The organism is uncultured Dialister sp. (assembly GCF_937959425.1).
Lineage (GTDB): Bacteria > Bacillota > Negativicutes > Veillonellales > Dialisteraceae > Dialister.
Window position 1 is genome coordinate 1 of sequence record NZ_CALGPS010000023.1, and the last position, 16864, is coordinate 16864.

The following is a 16864-nucleotide window of genomic DNA, read 5'->3' on the forward strand; positions in this document are numbered from 1 at the left end:
GCCCTATGGTCTCACCGGTTTCCTCTGGCGGAGCGTCTTCCTCACTGCTGTTCCCGGTTTCGCCGCCATTACCACCACCATAGCCGCCTCCGCCACCACCGCCGGAGCCGCCTCCGTTTCCATTTCCTTCACCGCCTCCATGGCCGCCTCCGCTGCCTCCGCCGCTTCCTCCGTCAGAGGATGAAGCGGCAGAACTGTCACCGGAAGAAGATGGGCTTGGCGCTGCCTTATCCTGGTGTGGTGCGATTTCATGGACATCATCAGCTGCCGCTTCATCTGCCTCGGAAGGGACTGCAGGAGGAGGTGCTGTAGGAGTTGCCTTCGCCTCATGGATTTGCGGAAGCTCTTCAGCAGCGGAATTTCCTCCGCCTCCACCGCCACCGCCGCCGATGTCGGAAACCAAATCCACCTCGATTGGTTCACGTTCGGGCTGGGGCGGCGCAAAAAGAGCCATCAGCCCTGTTAACGCGCCAAAAATCGCTATCTGGCACAGAAAGGACAATCCAAAGGCAGAGGACCAACGGTACTTAGTCGTACGCATGGGACCACCTCTTTACTGATTCTGACCGGTCTTCGACTCTGTAGCAATCCCCACCTTGCTGATACCTACAGATTTCAACTGGTCAAGTACAAATACAAAATCTCCATGTTCCGATTTCGAATCAGCCCGAAGCACCACTGCCAGATCAGGATTCCTTCCTTTTTCGATTTCCATACGCCGCCGGAAATCATCTTTGGCAATCTTTTCCTTCTCCACGTAAATCGTGCCGTCGGAAGTAATGCTGATGGGAATCGTCTGCTCCACATTCACTTTAGCCGTAGCCGTCTGTGGAAGATTGAGATTGATGGACTTCTGCACCACCATGGAAAGCATGCTCATCATGAAGAAAACCAGAAGAAAGAAAATGATATCAATCATAGGGATAATCATAATCTTCGGTTTCTTCTCCACATTCATCGATTCCAGTTTCATTCTGTCTTCGCCTCAACGATTGCCAAATACAGGGTCCCCAGTTTTTCCATCTGGGAAACGAAATTGCTCACCTGCTGTGACAGGTAGGTATAGGCAATGAGGGCAATGATAGCCACGAAAAGACCGGTGGCCGTGCAGACAAGAGCCTCCGCCACGCCGCCGGTAACGGCAAAGGGCTGGCCATTGGACACAGAAAGCACATTGAAGGAGCCGATCATACCGATAACCGTGCCCAGAAGGCCCATCAGAGGCGACAAGGTAACGATAACATCCAGATAATTCAGATAATTCTTCAGAAGACCTGCCGCATGGGATGCCGCCCCTTCAATGAGAGAAGTCTGATCCACCTTCAGGTTCATATGCTCAACACCTGCCAGCACCACGGAAGCCGGAATGCCTCCGTCCTTCTCAAGCAGAGCCTTCAGCCCCGCGTAATCCCCTCTTTCCAGAAATTCAGGAATCTCCTTTGCGAGCTGGTCTACCTGGGAACGATTGGCCCGATAAAAACGGAACCTTTCGATAAAAATAGCAATGACAATAAAAGAGCAGAGAATCAGCGGATACATCATAAACCCGCCGGCTTTGAATAAATGCAAGAAATCCATCAAATGCCTCCTGAAAACGAAATAAAACGATTAGATAATACTTGGACATCTCTAACATTCACATCAAGACTATCATTTTAAAAGTGATTAGTCAAATAATATTTCTTTAATTTTCCTGTTATTCATATTTCATTATGCTAAAAGAAATGCAGTCAGAAAACGAAACAAGGAAATCTGTGATTCCCCCACCCGAAAACTGTCATCCCTGCTCAAAAAATAGAATGAGTCCCTCGTACAACAGAAATCCCATGGTCCTCAAAAATCCGGCACAGAGCACTGATTTCTTCGCAGAGCACCTTTCCTCTGGCATCATGACAGCAACAGATGCCCAGATGTACTACATCAGGATGACTTTCAAGAATGTACCTGATTTTCTCATCCAAACCGTCATCCCTGCCGGGGAAATGCCCGCACCCGCTGCATTTCATAAAGGCCAATACCTCTATCTCCTCCCCGCTGTACACCGCAAATGCCTTTGTCCGCCGGTTCAATGCTGTAAAACATCCTCCGCCGGTACAAACATCCTCCGCCTTCGGACAGGTAAGAATCACAATTCGTTTCATCCCGTTCTCCTTTGCATAAGAATATATTCACCAATCCATGTAATCCAAGGGAAGCATAGATTACAGCTGCTGCATAATCAAACCTTCAGTTCATTTCTATCTCTATCCGTCATTTTCCAATGTCTGGGTACATAAACGATATTCATCCTTCCCCCCTCAAAATGTTGGATACGACAGTCAACATCATAGAGATTCTTTATGAAATCTGCTGTAAGCAGTTCTTCAGGCGTACCCATTCCCACCACTTCACCCTTACGGATAGCTATGAGCCGGTCACAGTACATACAGGCTATATTCAAATCATGTATGGCAGAAATCACCGTATGATTCAGAGATTTCACTATATCCATAATTTCCAGCTGGTATTTGATATCCAGATGATTGGTAGGCTCATCAAGTACCAGACATTCACTTCCCTGGGTCAAGGCACGGGCTAAAATCACCCGTTGCTGCTCGCCACCGGAAAGGGTGGAAAAATTACGTTTCTCAAAGCCTTTGAGCCCCACAACTTCCAGTGAATCATGGGCAAGCCGGTAATCCTCTTCATTGTCTCTCTCCAGCATTTTCTTGTGGGGAGAGCGGCCCATCAGTACTACATCCAGCACAGAAAAATCAAAATTATAGTAATTATGCTGCGCTACAACCGCCAGCATGAGAGCGGACTGGCGATAAGAAAGCTCATCCATCGACTGTCCATCAAAAAAAATACGCCCCTCCGAAGGTCTCTGCACCCGATACACACATTTTAGAAAAGTACTCTTTCCGCTACCGTTAGGGCCAATGATTCCAAGAAATTCCTTAGGCTTCAGATGAAGGTCTATCCCTTTCAGTATTTCCTTTTTCCCGATAAAATATTTCACTGCTTCCGCCAGTAACTCCATTATTCACCACCTCCAAAGCCATAGCTTCTACTAATCATGAGATAAATAAAGCAGGGAGCCCCGATAAGGGAAATCAGAAGCCCGATAGGAAGTTCCGTGTGAGGGATAATGATACGGCAGAGGCCATCACAGATGACAAGAAAGATGGCACCCACCAGCGCCGAAACAGGTATCAGATGCTTATGATCCGAACCTACTACCGTGCGGATGACATGGGGAATAATGAGTCCCACAAATCCTATAACGCCGGTGGAATAAACGGCAAACCCTACAACAAGAGAACTAACAAGCAGATATACCTGTCTATATATGTGAAGATCTGTGCCCATCGTAATAGCTGCCTCATCTCCCAGAAGCATAAGATTAAGCACCCGGCTCTGGGTCCAGAAAAAGAGCACTGATAGGATAACGATAGGCGCAATCACTGACAGCTCATTCCACCGAGCACCTGCCAGACTGCCCATGAGCCAGTAAGTAATTGTCTGGATACCATCCCTGTCATTTGCAAAATATACGATGAAACTGGAAAAGGCGGAGCACACTGAAGAAAGGGCCATGCCTGCCAGAAGGAGCTTCATAGACGATGACCGGCCACCCAGATTAGAAATAAAGAGCACCGCCACGGAAATGGCCATAGCACCTATAAATGCGGCTATGCCTACGAAATTCGGGCCCAGAAAAGCACCTATTCCAAGAAGGATAGCAGCTGTAGCTCCGAGGGAAGCGCCAGAGGAAATTCCAAGAATATAGGGATCCGCCAGGGGGTTTTTTACAATGGCCTGCATCACCACGCCGCAAACTGAAAGCCCGGCTCCCACCAGTGCCGCCAGCACCAGCCGCGGGAGCCGGAGGAGCCAGACAATATCATGCACTGGCCCCTGTCCCGGCGCCTCAATGGGAAGTCCTCCCGTAAACTGCCCCATTATCGCCTCATAAATCACCAGCAGCGGCAGCTTCACCGTGCCGATAGACAGTGCCCAGAACAGGGCACACCCTAGAAGGCAACCCAGGATAAGAAGAAAAAATCCGAATCCGATTTTTACTGCAAATCGCTTCATACATGCTCCTATCATATAAGAATTAGTAAAGGCCCATGGGCAGAAACATTCCTACCAGTCCTCACCATACAATCCCTTCCCCACAAGCTCAATGCCGTCAGACATCCTCACACCAGCACTGTAAATGGCATAGAGCGGAAGTACCTGAATCTTCTGATTTCTAATACAATCTACACTCTGCAAAGCTTTATCTTCATAGAAATAAGACAAAACCCGATCTATTTCCCCATAATCTGACTCAATCACCACAAGAAATAGAGCATCAGGATTTAAATTAATCAACTCCTCCTTACTGATTTGATGAGAAGAAGGCTCCAAAAGCTCCCCTCCCATGGACTTCAAGATATTGCCGGCCAATGTCCTTTCACCATACACAGAAAGCCCTTTCCCCTGCCGCTCCAAAATGAGTGTTCTAGGATGCCTGCCTTCACGCTGAGCCATTTCTTCCGCCCGGCCTATTTCATTCTTCATGTTCCCTACAATAGCCTCAGCCTTCTCGCTGCAACCAAAAATCCGGCCCATATTGAGAATATCCCTATACTCGTTATCCACCGTCTTATCAGTCATTTGGGATGAGGAATTCGCAGATATATAGGTATGGACATCACGACTGTGCCAGTAATCCGTACTCCTTAGAGCTTTCGGAGTAAAGGTAGATGCCCATCCCACAATCAAATCAGGATTCATCATGGTAATTGTCTCCATATCCAGATTTTCCAGACTGGTATAAGGAATCTTCTCATACTGCGCCCGGTATTCTGGTCGAAGATACCTGGCATCCGGTATACCCATGCCTGCCACAATCCGGTCACCGACTCCCAAAGCCAGCAGTGTCTCAATAGAATTCTGCCAAACCGCTACGACCCGTTCCGGAGGTTTCGTAAATATTTCCTCTTCCATCTCACCATTAGAATTCAGAGAAGAAATGGAAACAGGATAAGTATCCATGACAGTACCTGTTTCATTTTGAAGAGATGATTCTGTTCCTTTGTTTACTATCTTAGTACAAGCAGTAAATGATAATATTATATATATAGAACAAAATATAATCCCTAATTTTTTTATATCAAAGATTTTCATTAAAGCAGTCCAAGAAATCTCAAACACCTTTTTATTACCTAAACGGACATAAGTGCGCCTATGAGAATAGACGCACTTTACCGTATTTTGACTATCTAAGCATATTGCATACTGATTATGTCTAAGGTTAGAATTTATACTTAACCCCAAACATCCATGCACGTCCCGGCTGGGGAGCGGCCCCCTTTCCATTATAGGCAGAGTAGGCATTCTCATATGCTTGATTTGTTAAGTTTGTAACTGTCACATATGTAGAAATATCCTTGTTGATTTCATAATTCAAGTTCCAATCAAGAACTAATGCCCGTTTGTGAGTAAACGCTTCCGTACTGCATCCGGTATACCAATTAGCCAAAAGTCCTGTATACCATTTCCCTTTCTCAAAAGAAAGATTGGCAGTATAATGATTGGCCGGGCGCAGTTTATTAATCATGGTGTTCACATTACTGTTTTCATTCAGACTAATATCCGGGTCAAATTCTTCTCCATGCTTAGCTTCCCATTTATCATTCAAATGGGTGTATGCAAGACTTAGTGACCAATTATCATTAAACTGGTGATCCAATGTTACATTGAAAGATTTTTTCTTTTCCTTGGCATTAACAGCTTTGCTCCTCCAATCATCCGAAGAAGTATCCCAAACAGTATAATATGTAACCGCATTTTTCATTTTAGTCCAATCATAGTTAACATTGACAGTTGTTTTGTCACCAATGTTTTTGCGTAGTCCGATTGTATAAACGTCGCCTTTTTCATCACCCAAAGAATCTCCATTAGGGGTAGAAATAGAATAATCTCTGGCTTTAATTGGTCTATAAATTCTAGTCCATCCAACATAGCCGCTGAAGGAATCACTAAAAGCATATTCAGTATTAAGAGCAGGTGTATAAATAGTATCTCCACCCACGCTGGAATATTTGCCACCGACAAAATCAGAATAATGCGAAAATCTAAGTGCCGGTGTCAAATCCCAATGATCATTAATATGAATCTTATCCTGAACAAATCCAAAAACACTGTCTCTATGAACTGTTGTCATTTCATTTTGATTCGTTTTGCGATTAAGCTGAGTTTTAAGCTGTTTAGCTTTATCTATTGTTACAGATGCTAAAATATCGTTAATTCCAAGAGTTTTACCATATTGCAGTTGGAACCCATGATTTTCTTCATAATAACTTGTTGTTGGAGAAAGTCCTTTAGAGAATTCATAGTTTTTAATAAAGGTGTCCCAATCCGGGCTGTCCGGGAAAGGCACATAACTTCCATCAGGAAGAATCCAATCAGGATAACGATCTACCCCCCAATAATGATGTTTCTGGTTGTAAAAACGAATGTAGCTTTCCATTCCATTTTCTTTTTTAAAGGTATAAGAAATATCTACATCATTGTTTCTGTACGCATTATAAGAGCCGGATAATGCATCAAGGGAGAACAAATTACGATACCCAGGATTATCTGTGTTTCCATAACCACCAGGCCTTGTTGTTCTTTCAATAATCCGATTCCAATCCGCTTGGCTCCAGTAACGCCAATCTCTGGCAGTAATTGGATACCCGTCTTTACCATTCTGATGATTATACCAGAATTTGATTTCCTTATCTCCGCCAAGATCTTTATCCAGCCGGAAGTTAACGCCTTCCTCCTTGTACTTGGTTCCATTATAAGTATGATCTTTATCTGTCAACCCATCATGATATTTGCTGTCATGTGCCATGTTTCTTGTTGCAGAGAAGAAATATTTCCAAGACTTATCATTACCTGCAGCGCCAGAATAGCTAACATTATAAATATGTTTTTTCCAAGAACCGGTAGAAAGATCAATCGTTCCTTGATTTTTCACAGATCCTTTCCTGGTAATAATATTAATAACGCCACCAGTGGCATCAGCCCCATACACAGATGCACCAGGTCCTTTAATGACTTCAATCTTGTCTACACTAGCCATGCTTACAACCTGATTGAGATCAACCATTGTCCTGCCAGCTGATGATGCCCTGTCCCCAAACCTTGTACTTGTGCTGTTGTCAACCCTTCGACCATTGACTAAAACAATAACGCGGGTATCTCCATTAATAGCCATACTGTTATTATATGAATTATAACCATATTCCCCGCCACGATACCCTGCATTAGTAAAAGTGACTCCTGGGACACGTTTAATTGCTTCAGTTACATCATTATAGTGACGTTTTTCAATTTCTTCACGAGTGATGACTTTTACATCACCACCTGTACGATAATATGACTGTTCAGTAATTGTATCACCAAACTGGTTTTTGGTTCTATCAGCATTGACTATGACTGCATCCAATGTATAAGTTTTTAAATTTTCATCAAAAGATGCATAGGTAGTATTGTATACCCCCCCTGCCAGGGATGTTAACATAAATGTAATAATTCCCGCTCTTAACATAGATCTCTTTTTCATGGATTTTCATACCTCTCTTCAAAAATTTACCACCGTGATCCTGGTATGTATGTGAATTCATATTCTTCATCAGTATTCCAAGATGACCATGTTCCTTCATAAGGCCCCAAATTTAAAGTTACGGACCTCGAACCACCAGCACCGATTTTCAGCATTGGAAGCTTAGCCGGTCCACCTACAAAAACAGACTTACTTCCATCGGGCTTGCCGAACGTAATCTTCATAGTCATACTATTCAGCCTTGTAACAGTCAAATCATTGCGTTTATTGTAAAAAGTTCCCCTAATACATAAATTCCCATGATCCAGCCACACCTTATTTGTAGACCAGCCAAGAATCATAGTATCTGATGAAGTCTCCGCAGCCTGAGCATTCATAGGCAACCATAAAAATAGAAATATAACTGCTAAAGCAGCAACCCATTTTCTCATAATATCCCCCCTTTCTTTCACATAAAATTTACCACCAAATTTCGCTTTCCAAGTAACTATCACTGGGCATTGGCATAAACTCCAACTGCCACAAAAGCAAAAGCCCATTCTAGACAAAAGAATGGGCTTTAAAATAATTGAAATAGCCAATAACGCCAATCCCATCCCCTGTCCATCGCAGGAGGTACTGCATTTCTATCAGGGTAGTTCTTCTGGCTTCCGTTCATCATCTGCAAACCCTTCTCAGATTTCTCCAATGGATATGTTTGCAGATTCCCGGTTACAGCGGCGGGACCGTCCCAGACTTACACCGGGTTCTCTATTGAGTCTTTTATAAGACGCCTTGATATTATTAATTTTTAGATAATGCAAGTCTATCACTTTTTAATCTATCTAGCAACTAATATTCTAATAAAGTATACTAACACTGCTCTAATCTATTATTATCATAAAATTTATTTAAATATTTGAAAATGATAATTTTATAATCAGAAGTACACACACGCAAAAAGGCAGCATCGCACATGGAAGCTGCCTTTATAAATGATATGTAAACTATAAAATCACAAATCCAGCATGAAACAGAATTCCTTTTGTGCTTCATGTGAGTCACTATCACAGGTCTCTCCTACTGCTTCACGCCTTTCAGGGAGAGACTGATACGGTTTCTTTTTTCATCCACCTGGATAATCTTCACCTTCAGGATATCCCCTACGGCAAGCATATCGGAGGGATGGTTCACCCGGTGTTCCCCCATCTGGAACACATGGAGGAGGCCGTCGTGGTGGAGGCCTATGTCTATGAAGGCGCCAAAGTCGGTAATGTTGCGGACCGTGCCTTTCATGATGGTGCCTTCCTTGATTTCGGAAATGTCGGTAATGGAAGAGCGGGTCAGAGGCAGGGGCAGGTCGGCTCTGGGGTCGCGGCCGGGGCTGACCAGGGAGTCCAGGATGTCGTGGACTGTAGGAAGTCCGGCGGAGAGTTTTTCCGCCATTTCTTTTTCATTCACCCCGGGCCGTTCTTTACGGAGGCGGGCGATTTTCTTTTCATCCTTTAAGTCACCGGGCACCATGTGGAAAAGAGCAAGGATTTTTTCCGCCAGGCCGTAGGATTCAGGATGGATGGATGTATTGTCGAAGGGGCTCTTTCCGTTTCTGATGCGGAGGAAACCGGCGCACTGGGTGAAGGCCGCAGGTCCCAGGCGGGGCACCTTGAGGAGGGTGCGGCGGCTTCCGAAGGGGCCGTTTTCATCTCTGTAGGCCACGATGTTTCCAGCCACAGCGGCGCTGATGCCTGCGATATGGGAAAGAAGGGATGGGCTGGCGGTATTGAGATCCACGCCTACGTGGTTGACGGCGTCCTCAATGACCGCATCCAGTGATTCTCCCAGAAGTTTCTGGTTCACATCGTGCTGGTACTGCCCCACGCCAATGGCCTTGGGGTCGATTTTCACCAGTTCCGCCAGAGGATCCTGTACACGGCGGGCGATGGAAACGGCACCGCGGATGGTGACATCATACTCCGGCAGCTCCTTCCTTGCCAGTTCGGAGGCAGAGTAAACGGAGGCGCCGGCTTCACTGGTGATGAGGTAGTGTACATCCAAATGGTTTTTTGAAATCAGATTGGAAACGAATTTTTCCGTTTCATAGGAAGCAGTTCCATTTCCTATAGAAATCAGGGTCACGCCATGTTTCCGGATAAGGGAAAGTACTTTTCTTTCCGCCATCTGCCTTTCCCCTTCCGATTTCGTTACCTGGATGACCCCGTGATCAAGCACCCGTCCGGTGGCATCTACCACGGCCATCTTGCAGCCGGTGCGGTAGCCCGGGTCAAGCCCCAGCACCCGATAGCCCGCAAGGGGCGGCTGGAGCAGAAGTTGCTTTAAATTCATGCCGAAAACTTTGATAGCCTGCTTTTCCGCTTCCTCTGTCATCCGGTTCCGGATTTCCCTTTCCAAAGCAGGAAGAAGGAGCCTTTTATATCCATCCTCTATGGCACTGCGCAGTTCTTCTCTGAAAATGGAGGGGCCTTTATAGTATTTTCTGAAAATCCCCTCTATAGCCTGTTCATGGTCGAAATCCATATGAGCCTTGAGAAATCCCAGTTTTTCTCCGCGGTTCATGGCCAAAACGCGGTGGGAAGGCATGCGGCGCAGCATTTCACTGTGATCCTTGTACATAAGGAATGTGGATGCCCCTTCTTTCGATTCATCCAGTTCCGTTTCAATCATGCCTTTTTTCCACAGGCGGGTCCGCATGTCCTGACGAAGAGACGCATCTTCCATGATTTCCTCCGCCAGAATATCCCGAGCGCCGGAAAGCGCCTCTTCCGGTGTATTGACATCTTTCTCCGGATTGACAAAGGAAATCGCATAGGAAAGGGCTGTCCCCCTCTTTTCCTTCTGCTCCCTTATAGCCTTTGCCAGACCGGCCAGGCCCCTTTCCCTGGCCTTGGACGCACGGGTAGCCCGCTTCTGCCGATAGGGCAGGTACAGATCCTCCAGCTCCTGCAGCTTCACCGCCTTGGTAATCCTGTCACAAAGAGAGGGCGTAAGCTTCCCCTGCTCATCAATTTTGGAAAGGATTTCCTCCTGCCGCTTCACAAAGTTTCTGAGGTAAGCCGCCCTTTCTGACACAAGACGTACCTGCTCATCGGTGAGGGAGCCGGTCACTTCTTTCCGGTACCGGGCGATAAAGGGAACCGTATTCCCCTCATCCAAGAGTTCCATGGTTTTGACCACCTGCTGTGAAGAAATCGAAAGTTCCTGTCCTATGATTTTCGGGATGTCCGTCGTAAGCATATGTCCTCCTGAAATGAAAATATAGTTCTCTGCTTTTCCTATCTTACCATACCCTTGATGAAAAAATACCAATGAAAAGAAAGTGGAATCCGTGCTTCCTTAAGTCACTATGTGCAAACCCGGCATCCTTCCGGGTGACCTTTAGAGGAGGGCCCGGTCAGCCGCAATATTTCTATCGTTTATCATCTTATCCGAACCCGCTGCAAGCGTCCTCTCTCTATTACCAATAAAAAACAGCACTCCGGAGAAGGAATGCTGTTTCTATTTCATACTCTTACCAGAAATAAACCAGGGCGAAGGCTGCCACGAAGAAACGGTAAATGGCAAAGCCGGTGAGGGTGGATGTATTCAGGAATTTCAGGAACCAGAGGATGGAGGCATAGGCCACCACGAAGGCGGTGACGAAACCTACGGCCAGAATTCCCAGATCTCCCATGGAAAGGCTGCCGATGACCTTCAGCAGATCATAGAAGCAGGCCAGGAACATGAGGGGCACTGCCATGATGAAAGTGAAGTCGGCGCCTGCCTTTCTGGAAATGCCGAGCAGAAGGCTCCCGGCAATGGTGCTGCCGCTCCGGGAAAAGCCGGGCCACAGGGACAGGCACTGGAAGAGACCGATAATGAAGGCCTGTTTTGTGGAAATCTTATCCACGTTCGTCACTTCAAATTCCTTTCCTTTTCTAGTCTTTTCCGCCACAATCATGAAAACGCCGCCCAGCACCAGACCGATGATAACGGTGGTGGGACTGAAAAGATGGTGTTTGATAAAGCCGTGGAAGAGAAGGCCCGTGAGGCAGGCAGGGAACATGGACACGCAGAGATTAAACACAGAGGGCCCCTTCCTGCGGAACCAGTGATGGGTATTCAGGATAAAAGTGAATTTCTGCCGGTATACCACCAATACGGAAAGGATGGCCCCCAGCTGGATAAATACATCAAAAAGGTCTGCCAGGGTGCCTTCAAACCCCAGCATGTGACCTACAATAATCATATGACCGGTAGAAGAAACAGGGATATATTCCGTGAGACCTTCTACAATACCAACAACTAACGCACAGAAATATTCGTACACACTAACACCTCAAACGGTTCTTTACTTCGTGGGATTCATGGCACTGACAATGCCTTCCACCTTATTTTTTGAAAAATTAATAATCAGCACATTGCTCTTCCCCTTGGAAAAGTAAATGTAAGATGTCTTGGGCTCACTGCCGGATACATTCATTTCCAGGCGATGAGGCTTCCCGTAAAGAAGCTCCACCGTAGACACATCATCCCCCAGTGTGAGTCCCCGGGACGTGACCATGCGCTTATCCGTAAGGAAAAGGGCAGAAATAATGGAACTCTTCACCGTCAGACGGACAGCATACCCCGGGAAATAGAGAATTTCCTCCCTGGGATTGGCCATCTTCTTTTCCCATGCCTCAAAGGAATGGGGCTTGAATGTACTTCCCAGCTCATAGCCGGCCAAGCGGAAATCCTTATCCCCCAGGAAAAGCTTTCCTTCGCCGTCAAGATAGGACACATCTTCCTTTTTCACAGGGGACGTCAAAAGGGACATGCGAATAGAAGAAACCTTATCCCCCTTCACAGTGAAAACAATTTCCCTGTTTCCAAGGCCATAGCGGAAATCAAAAGACTGTCCCTTCCCATCCCAGAGAACGGCAAGGGGCCTGCCATAAGCACGGATCAGATTCTCCCGGCCAGTACCAACCCCTACATTTCTAGGAGTCGCCGCATCCGGTCCGGCGGCCAGGATTTCTGACACCCCTTTGCCGGGGAAGGCAAAATCCTTCGGCAGATCCGCCCGCCCGGAATAGGAAAGAAGGAAAGGGGCTGTCCTCTTGACGGTCAAATCCTTAAAAACATAGGAATCCCTGGTATTCTCATGGATTGTCTTTTCCGGCAACCCCTTCCGATGGATAACCGATGAAATGGAATCTCCCAAGGATACACCGTTCACCTGGAAATCGCTGTCGGAAAGAGGAGTGTCGGAAATCGGTAAAAGCGGAGCCTCCGCCCCTGTCAACGGCAGCTCTGCCGTAGTACCGGTCCCCACCGCAGCAGGATGAGCCGCCTCAGCAGCGGAAATACTCAAGACACTGCAGGCAGAAACAGCCGCGGCCAGCAGCGCCGCCTTCAATTTATATTTCATGGGCAGTCTCCTTTTAATCTAAAAAGTACCCGGACGCAAAGGTACTAGTTTATTATGATAGCCCAGATGATATATGTCAAGTATAAAAGGGGGCAGAGGGTTCCCTCCCCCCCATTTATTGTGCCCCCGCTACATCGGGGGAAAGGTGGTGCGTCAGCACCAAAGGGGGCGGGCCCTTTGGGCCCGAAGGCTGTGAGTAAAAAGGTTCTTAAGATTGATGGGCCCAGGGCCCAAGGGTTCTTAAGTTTGACAGCCGCTTCGCGGCTGAGGGTTGTGGTATCGCCCTTCGGGCGATGAGTATAAAGTCGGCGTTACGTGCTTACCATTAGTGTCACCAGTGCTGCATGAGGTAGTGCGTTAGCCCCCTTCCTCTGGAAGGCCGAAGCCCTGCAGAGGGCTTCTGAGCCGGGCTAATATGTGAGCATAGCCTGCACACAAAGCGAACACCTTAATGCCCGGCCGACGGTGTCGCCGCAGGCGACGGAGGATAGCGGACTTTCGCAAGGGGCGCGCTGATTCAGTCGTTATCGGATTTCATTCTTGCATTTTGGTTCAATACAAGGAATAAGCCGACGCGAATAGCCAAAGCTATTTAAGGAGGCTTATGACGCAGTATTGGACCAAAATGCTTATGAAATCTGATTCTGCGACTGAATCAGTGCTCCCCTCAAAAATCCGAGGCCCTGAAAGGGCCTAATGTGACTCTTCCGTACAATGCCACCTACAGCGGCGCCTTTGCTGGAGAAAGGCCTATCCTCAGCCCTATCGGGCAGCTCCTTCCAGCGGAAGGAGCCTTACGTTACGGGAATGCCCTCCTGCTACTTAATTCTTGCTATGCATTACGGTGAATTGGCCAATTCCAGTGGCCACCCCCTATCCCGCTTCTCGGGACTTCCCCCCCCCAAAGGGGAAACGACTCACTACATTTTGCGCGTCGCTATCGCTCCTTCAAAATGTGTTCGCTGTGCATCCACGGGAAAGCGTCTCACGTGATTTTCGGGTTGCTACCGCTCCCCTACAAATCACGTTCGCTTGCCACCCTATTCAGGGGCAGAATATAGCCCCTCTATGTTTACCCTTGATTTCATATGTTACGAACAGCATTACGGAGATTAGCCACCGGAGGTGGCTTTTTTCCCCCCCTTTTGGTGGCGCAGCCACCAAAGGGGGCCGCTTTTCCCTCGCGCCACAGGCGCGGTTGTATGGTTTTCTATCACACCAGCCCACTAGTACACCAGCCCACTAGTACACTAGCTCACCAGCCCACTCCACTCTGCTGCAGTCGAAATGACGATGTGGGAGCCTTAATCGTTATTTTACAAACGAATGGCTTATACAGGAAATATTCCTTTTCTTCCTCTTTACATACCTATTAAAATCCGTTATTATTGATAGAAACACTATAATCTTTTGATTTTTATATTTCATTAAAATACATAGGAATGTATAAATTTCAAAAGATTTCACAAATTTACGCATGTTTGCAGGGGGAAAAGTTATGGATTTGGAAAACAACTGGCCTATAGCGCTGGCCTTTATACTGTACTTGGTTTTGATGATGAGCATCGGGCTTTATTATTCCCGCAGGCAGAAGAACCTGTCTTCCTACATTTTAGGGGACCGGCAGCTGGGGCCGTGGCTTACTTCCATGAGCGCCGAGGCTTCCGATATGAGCGGCTGGATGCTCATGGGCCTTCCAGGTTATGCCTATCTTCACGGTCTGTCCGCTTTCTGGACGGGCATCGGACTCATCATCGGCACCTGGGCCAACTGGGTTCTTGTTTCCCAGCGTCTTAGAAATTATACGGAAGTGGCTAATAACAGTCTTACCATTCCGGACTACCTCTCCAACCGATTTGAGGATCACAAAAACGGTCTCCGCCTCATCTGCGCCCTGTTTATTATCCTTTTCTTTATCATTTATACATCTTCCGGATTTGTGGCAGCAGGAAAGCTCTTCAATACCATTTTCGGCATCCCCTATCTCCACGCTCTTCTGCTGGGCGCCTTTGTGGTGGTGTTCTACACCTTCCTGGGCGGCTTTTCTGCCGTAGCCCTCACCGACTTTATTCAGGGCACCATGATGTTCTTCACCGTCATTTATGTACCGGTGGCTGCTACCATCGCCATGGGCGGCCCCATGCCTACCCTGGACATTCTTTCCAGGGACGGTTCCGATTTCTTCTCCTTCTTCCCGGACTCCACCGGCATGTCCGCTCTTCTGGTTATGATCGTTTCTTCCCTGGGCTGGGGCCTTGGTTACTTCGGACAGCCCCATATCCTGGTGAAATTCATGGCCATCGGAGACCCGAAGGAATTGAAGAAATCCACACGCATTGCCATGACCTGGGTGCTTCTTTCCCTCACCTTCGCCATTGCCATCGGCGTGGTAGGCAAAGCATACCTCTCCACCCCTCTGGAAAATGCCAATGCAGAGCGTGTCTTCATCCTTATGGCTGAATCCCTGTCCGCCCCCTTCATCACCGGCATCATCTGGTCCGCCATCCTAGCAGCCATTATGAGTACCAGTTCTTCACAGCTTCTGGTCACCTCCTCCGCCGTTTCCCGCGATCTTTTCCAGGCCTTCCTGAAAAAGGATGCCTCTGAAAAAACACTCATCCGTGTGTCCCGTTTAAGTGTCCTTCTGGTTTCCGCCATTGCCGTATACCTGGGAAGCGACCCCAACAGCTATATCTTCTCCATCGTCTCCTACGCATGGGCCGGATTCGGTGCCTGCTTCGGTGCCACCGTACTTCTCTCTCTCTACTGGAAACGGATGACCCTGAAAGGCGCCTACGCCGGCGTCATTGTAGGCGGCATCACCGTACTCATCTGGAAACAGTTCGAATGGTTCGGCCTCTATGAACTGGTGCCCGGCTTCTTCTTCTCCATTGCCGCCATCGTCATCGTAAGCCTTCTGGATAAGGAACCTTCGGAAAGCATCAAAGAAACCTTCGAAAAGGCCCTGGCCCTTTCAAAATAAGAAATCTAAAAAGAGGATGTGCAAAAATGCCAATCATTTTTGCACATCCTCTTTTGTATGCATTCATGTTCAAAGAAATCTCCCGACGAAATGAAACCGGTACCATTGTGGAATGAGATTTCTCCACTGCGGTCGAAATGACGATGGTGTAAAGTTTACGAAACTGATTAAGCCTCCACAATCCTAAATTCGATTCCAGAAAAACGTCATTAAAAAAAGACCGGAAATGCAATTCCGGTCTTTTTGATTACAGAGCGAGCATTCAATAAGCCGAGTTCTGTCCCGTTTGCACGGTGATGATTATCTGTCTAGCCATCCAATTGCTTGGATGATCAAGCGACGCAACCCGGAAGGTCAGCGGGCAGCCTCAACCCTTCCCTATTCGGTCTTGCTTCAGATGGGGTTTACCAAGCCAGCCGGTCTCCCGACTGCTGGTGCGCTCTTACCGCACCTTTCCACCCTTACCACTTGCATGGCGGTCTCCTTTTCTATGGCACTTTCCCTGGGGTCACCCCCGCCGGACGTTATCCGGCATCCTGCCCTGCGAAGCTCGGACTTTCCTCACGCCTTACGGCCCGCAATCATCTTTCCTGCTCGCAGGGTACAGTATAGCATAGGGAAATGAGGATTGTCAATGAGTGTGAAGAAAGGTTCTTAAGCTTAACCGGCCTTTGGCCAGTGGGTTCTGAAGTTTGACCAGCCTGTCGGCCGGATGGTTCTTAGGTTTGACGGCGGCTCCGCCGCCGAGGGTTGTGGTATCGCCCTTCGGGCGATGAGTATAAAGTCAGCGTTACGGGAATGCCTTTTCTGTCGTCAGTGCTGCATGACGTAGTGCGTTAGCCCCCTTCCACCACTACGTGGTCCCCCCACCCCCGAGTGCGGGGGTGGGCAAGTTTATGGGGAAAAA

The 16864-nt window shown here is 47.5% G+C and carries 13 protein-coding genes, 1 other RNA gene and 1 riboswitch; of the genes, 2 read left to right on the top strand and 12 right to left on the bottom strand.

Annotated features, from left to right (window positions below; translation table 11 throughout):
- The coding region (locus Q0482_RS00920; RefSeq protein ID WP_299142261.1) for a hypothetical protein at positions 1-184 on the top strand (184 nt) is incomplete at its 5' end.
- Between the two features lie 369 nt (positions 185-553).
- Here Q0482_RS00920 and Q0482_RS00925 read toward each other — a convergent pair.
- The 11 genes from Q0482_RS00925 to Q0482_RS00975 form a co-directional block, all read right to left on the bottom strand.
- Positions 554-973: a biopolymer transporter ExbD gene (locus Q0482_RS00925; RefSeq protein WP_291055426.1), complete on the bottom strand. Its 420-nt coding sequence runs from the start codon at positions 971-973 to the stop codon at positions 554-556.
- Positions 970-1578, bottom strand: coding sequence for a MotA/TolQ/ExbB proton channel family protein (locus tag Q0482_RS00930; RefSeq protein ID WP_299142264.1), 609 nt, complete (start codon positions 1576-1578; stop codon positions 970-972). The genes Q0482_RS00925 and Q0482_RS00930 overlap by 4 nt, the downstream gene beginning before the upstream one ends.
- A gap of 209 nt (positions 1579-1787) precedes the next feature.
- The gene (locus Q0482_RS00935; protein WP_299142267.1) at positions 1788-2141 is read right to left on the bottom strand and encodes a CGGC domain-containing protein; all 354 of its coding nucleotides are present in this window, start codon (positions 2139-2141) and stop codon (positions 1788-1790) included.
- 77 nt (positions 2142-2218) lie between these two features.
- Positions 2219-3022, bottom strand: a complete 804-nt coding sequence (locus Q0482_RS00940) for an ABC transporter ATP-binding protein (RefSeq protein WP_299142269.1) — start codon at positions 3020-3022, stop codon at positions 2219-2221.
- A complete protein-coding gene (locus tag Q0482_RS00945; RefSeq protein WP_299142271.1) occupies positions 3022-4080 on the bottom strand; it encodes an iron ABC transporter permease in 1059 nt (352 codons plus the stop codon). The genes Q0482_RS00940 and Q0482_RS00945 overlap by 1 nt, the downstream gene beginning before the upstream one ends.
- 51 nt (positions 4081-4131) lie before the next feature.
- Positions 4132-5160, bottom strand: coding sequence for an ABC transporter substrate-binding protein (locus Q0482_RS00950; RefSeq protein ID WP_299142274.1), 1029 nt, complete (start codon positions 5158-5160; stop codon positions 4132-4134).
- 127 nt (positions 5161-5287) lie between these two features.
- Complete coding sequence (locus tag Q0482_RS00955; protein WP_299142276.1) at positions 5288-7588, bottom strand: TonB-dependent receptor; 2301 nt, start codon at positions 7586-7588, stop codon at positions 5288-5290.
- A 26-nt stretch (positions 7589-7614) separates the two neighbouring features.
- Positions 7615-8184, bottom strand: a complete 570-nt coding sequence (locus tag Q0482_RS00960; protein ID WP_299142278.1) for a hypothetical protein — start codon at positions 8182-8184, stop codon at positions 7615-7617.
- Between the two features lie 19 nt (positions 8185-8203).
- Positions 8204-8380, bottom strand: a riboswitch (cobalamin riboswitch).
- A 267-nt stretch (positions 8381-8647) separates the two neighbouring features.
- Positions 8648-10819 (bottom strand): Tex family protein, encoded by a 2172-nt coding sequence (locus Q0482_RS00965; RefSeq protein ID WP_299142280.1) that lies wholly within the window; start codon positions 10817-10819, stop codon positions 8648-8650.
- A gap of 274 nt (positions 10820-11093) precedes the next feature.
- Positions 11094-11891 carry an undecaprenyl-diphosphate phosphatase gene (locus Q0482_RS00970; RefSeq protein ID WP_299142282.1) on the bottom strand — a complete coding sequence of 266 codons (798 nt, stop codon included), beginning with the start codon at positions 11889-11891 and terminating at the stop codon, positions 11094-11096.
- A gap of 21 nt (positions 11892-11912) precedes the next feature.
- Positions 11913-12974, bottom strand: coding sequence for a hypothetical protein (locus tag Q0482_RS00975; RefSeq protein ID WP_299142284.1), 1062 nt, complete (start codon positions 12972-12974; stop codon positions 11913-11915).
- A gap of 1498 nt (positions 12975-14472) precedes the next feature.
- Between Q0482_RS00975 and putP the strand changes: the two genes are divergently transcribed.
- Positions 14473-15957, top strand: coding sequence for a sodium/proline symporter PutP (putP, locus tag Q0482_RS00980; RefSeq protein WP_299142286.1), 1485 nt, complete (start codon positions 14473-14475; stop codon positions 15955-15957).
- 251 nt (positions 15958-16208) lie between these two features.
- On the opposite strand, the gene rnpB is transcribed toward putP, so the two are convergent.
- An RNA gene (gene rnpB / locus Q0482_RS00985) (RNase P RNA component class A) lies at positions 16209-16554 on the bottom strand.
- Positions 16555-16864: the final 310 nt, after the last annotated feature.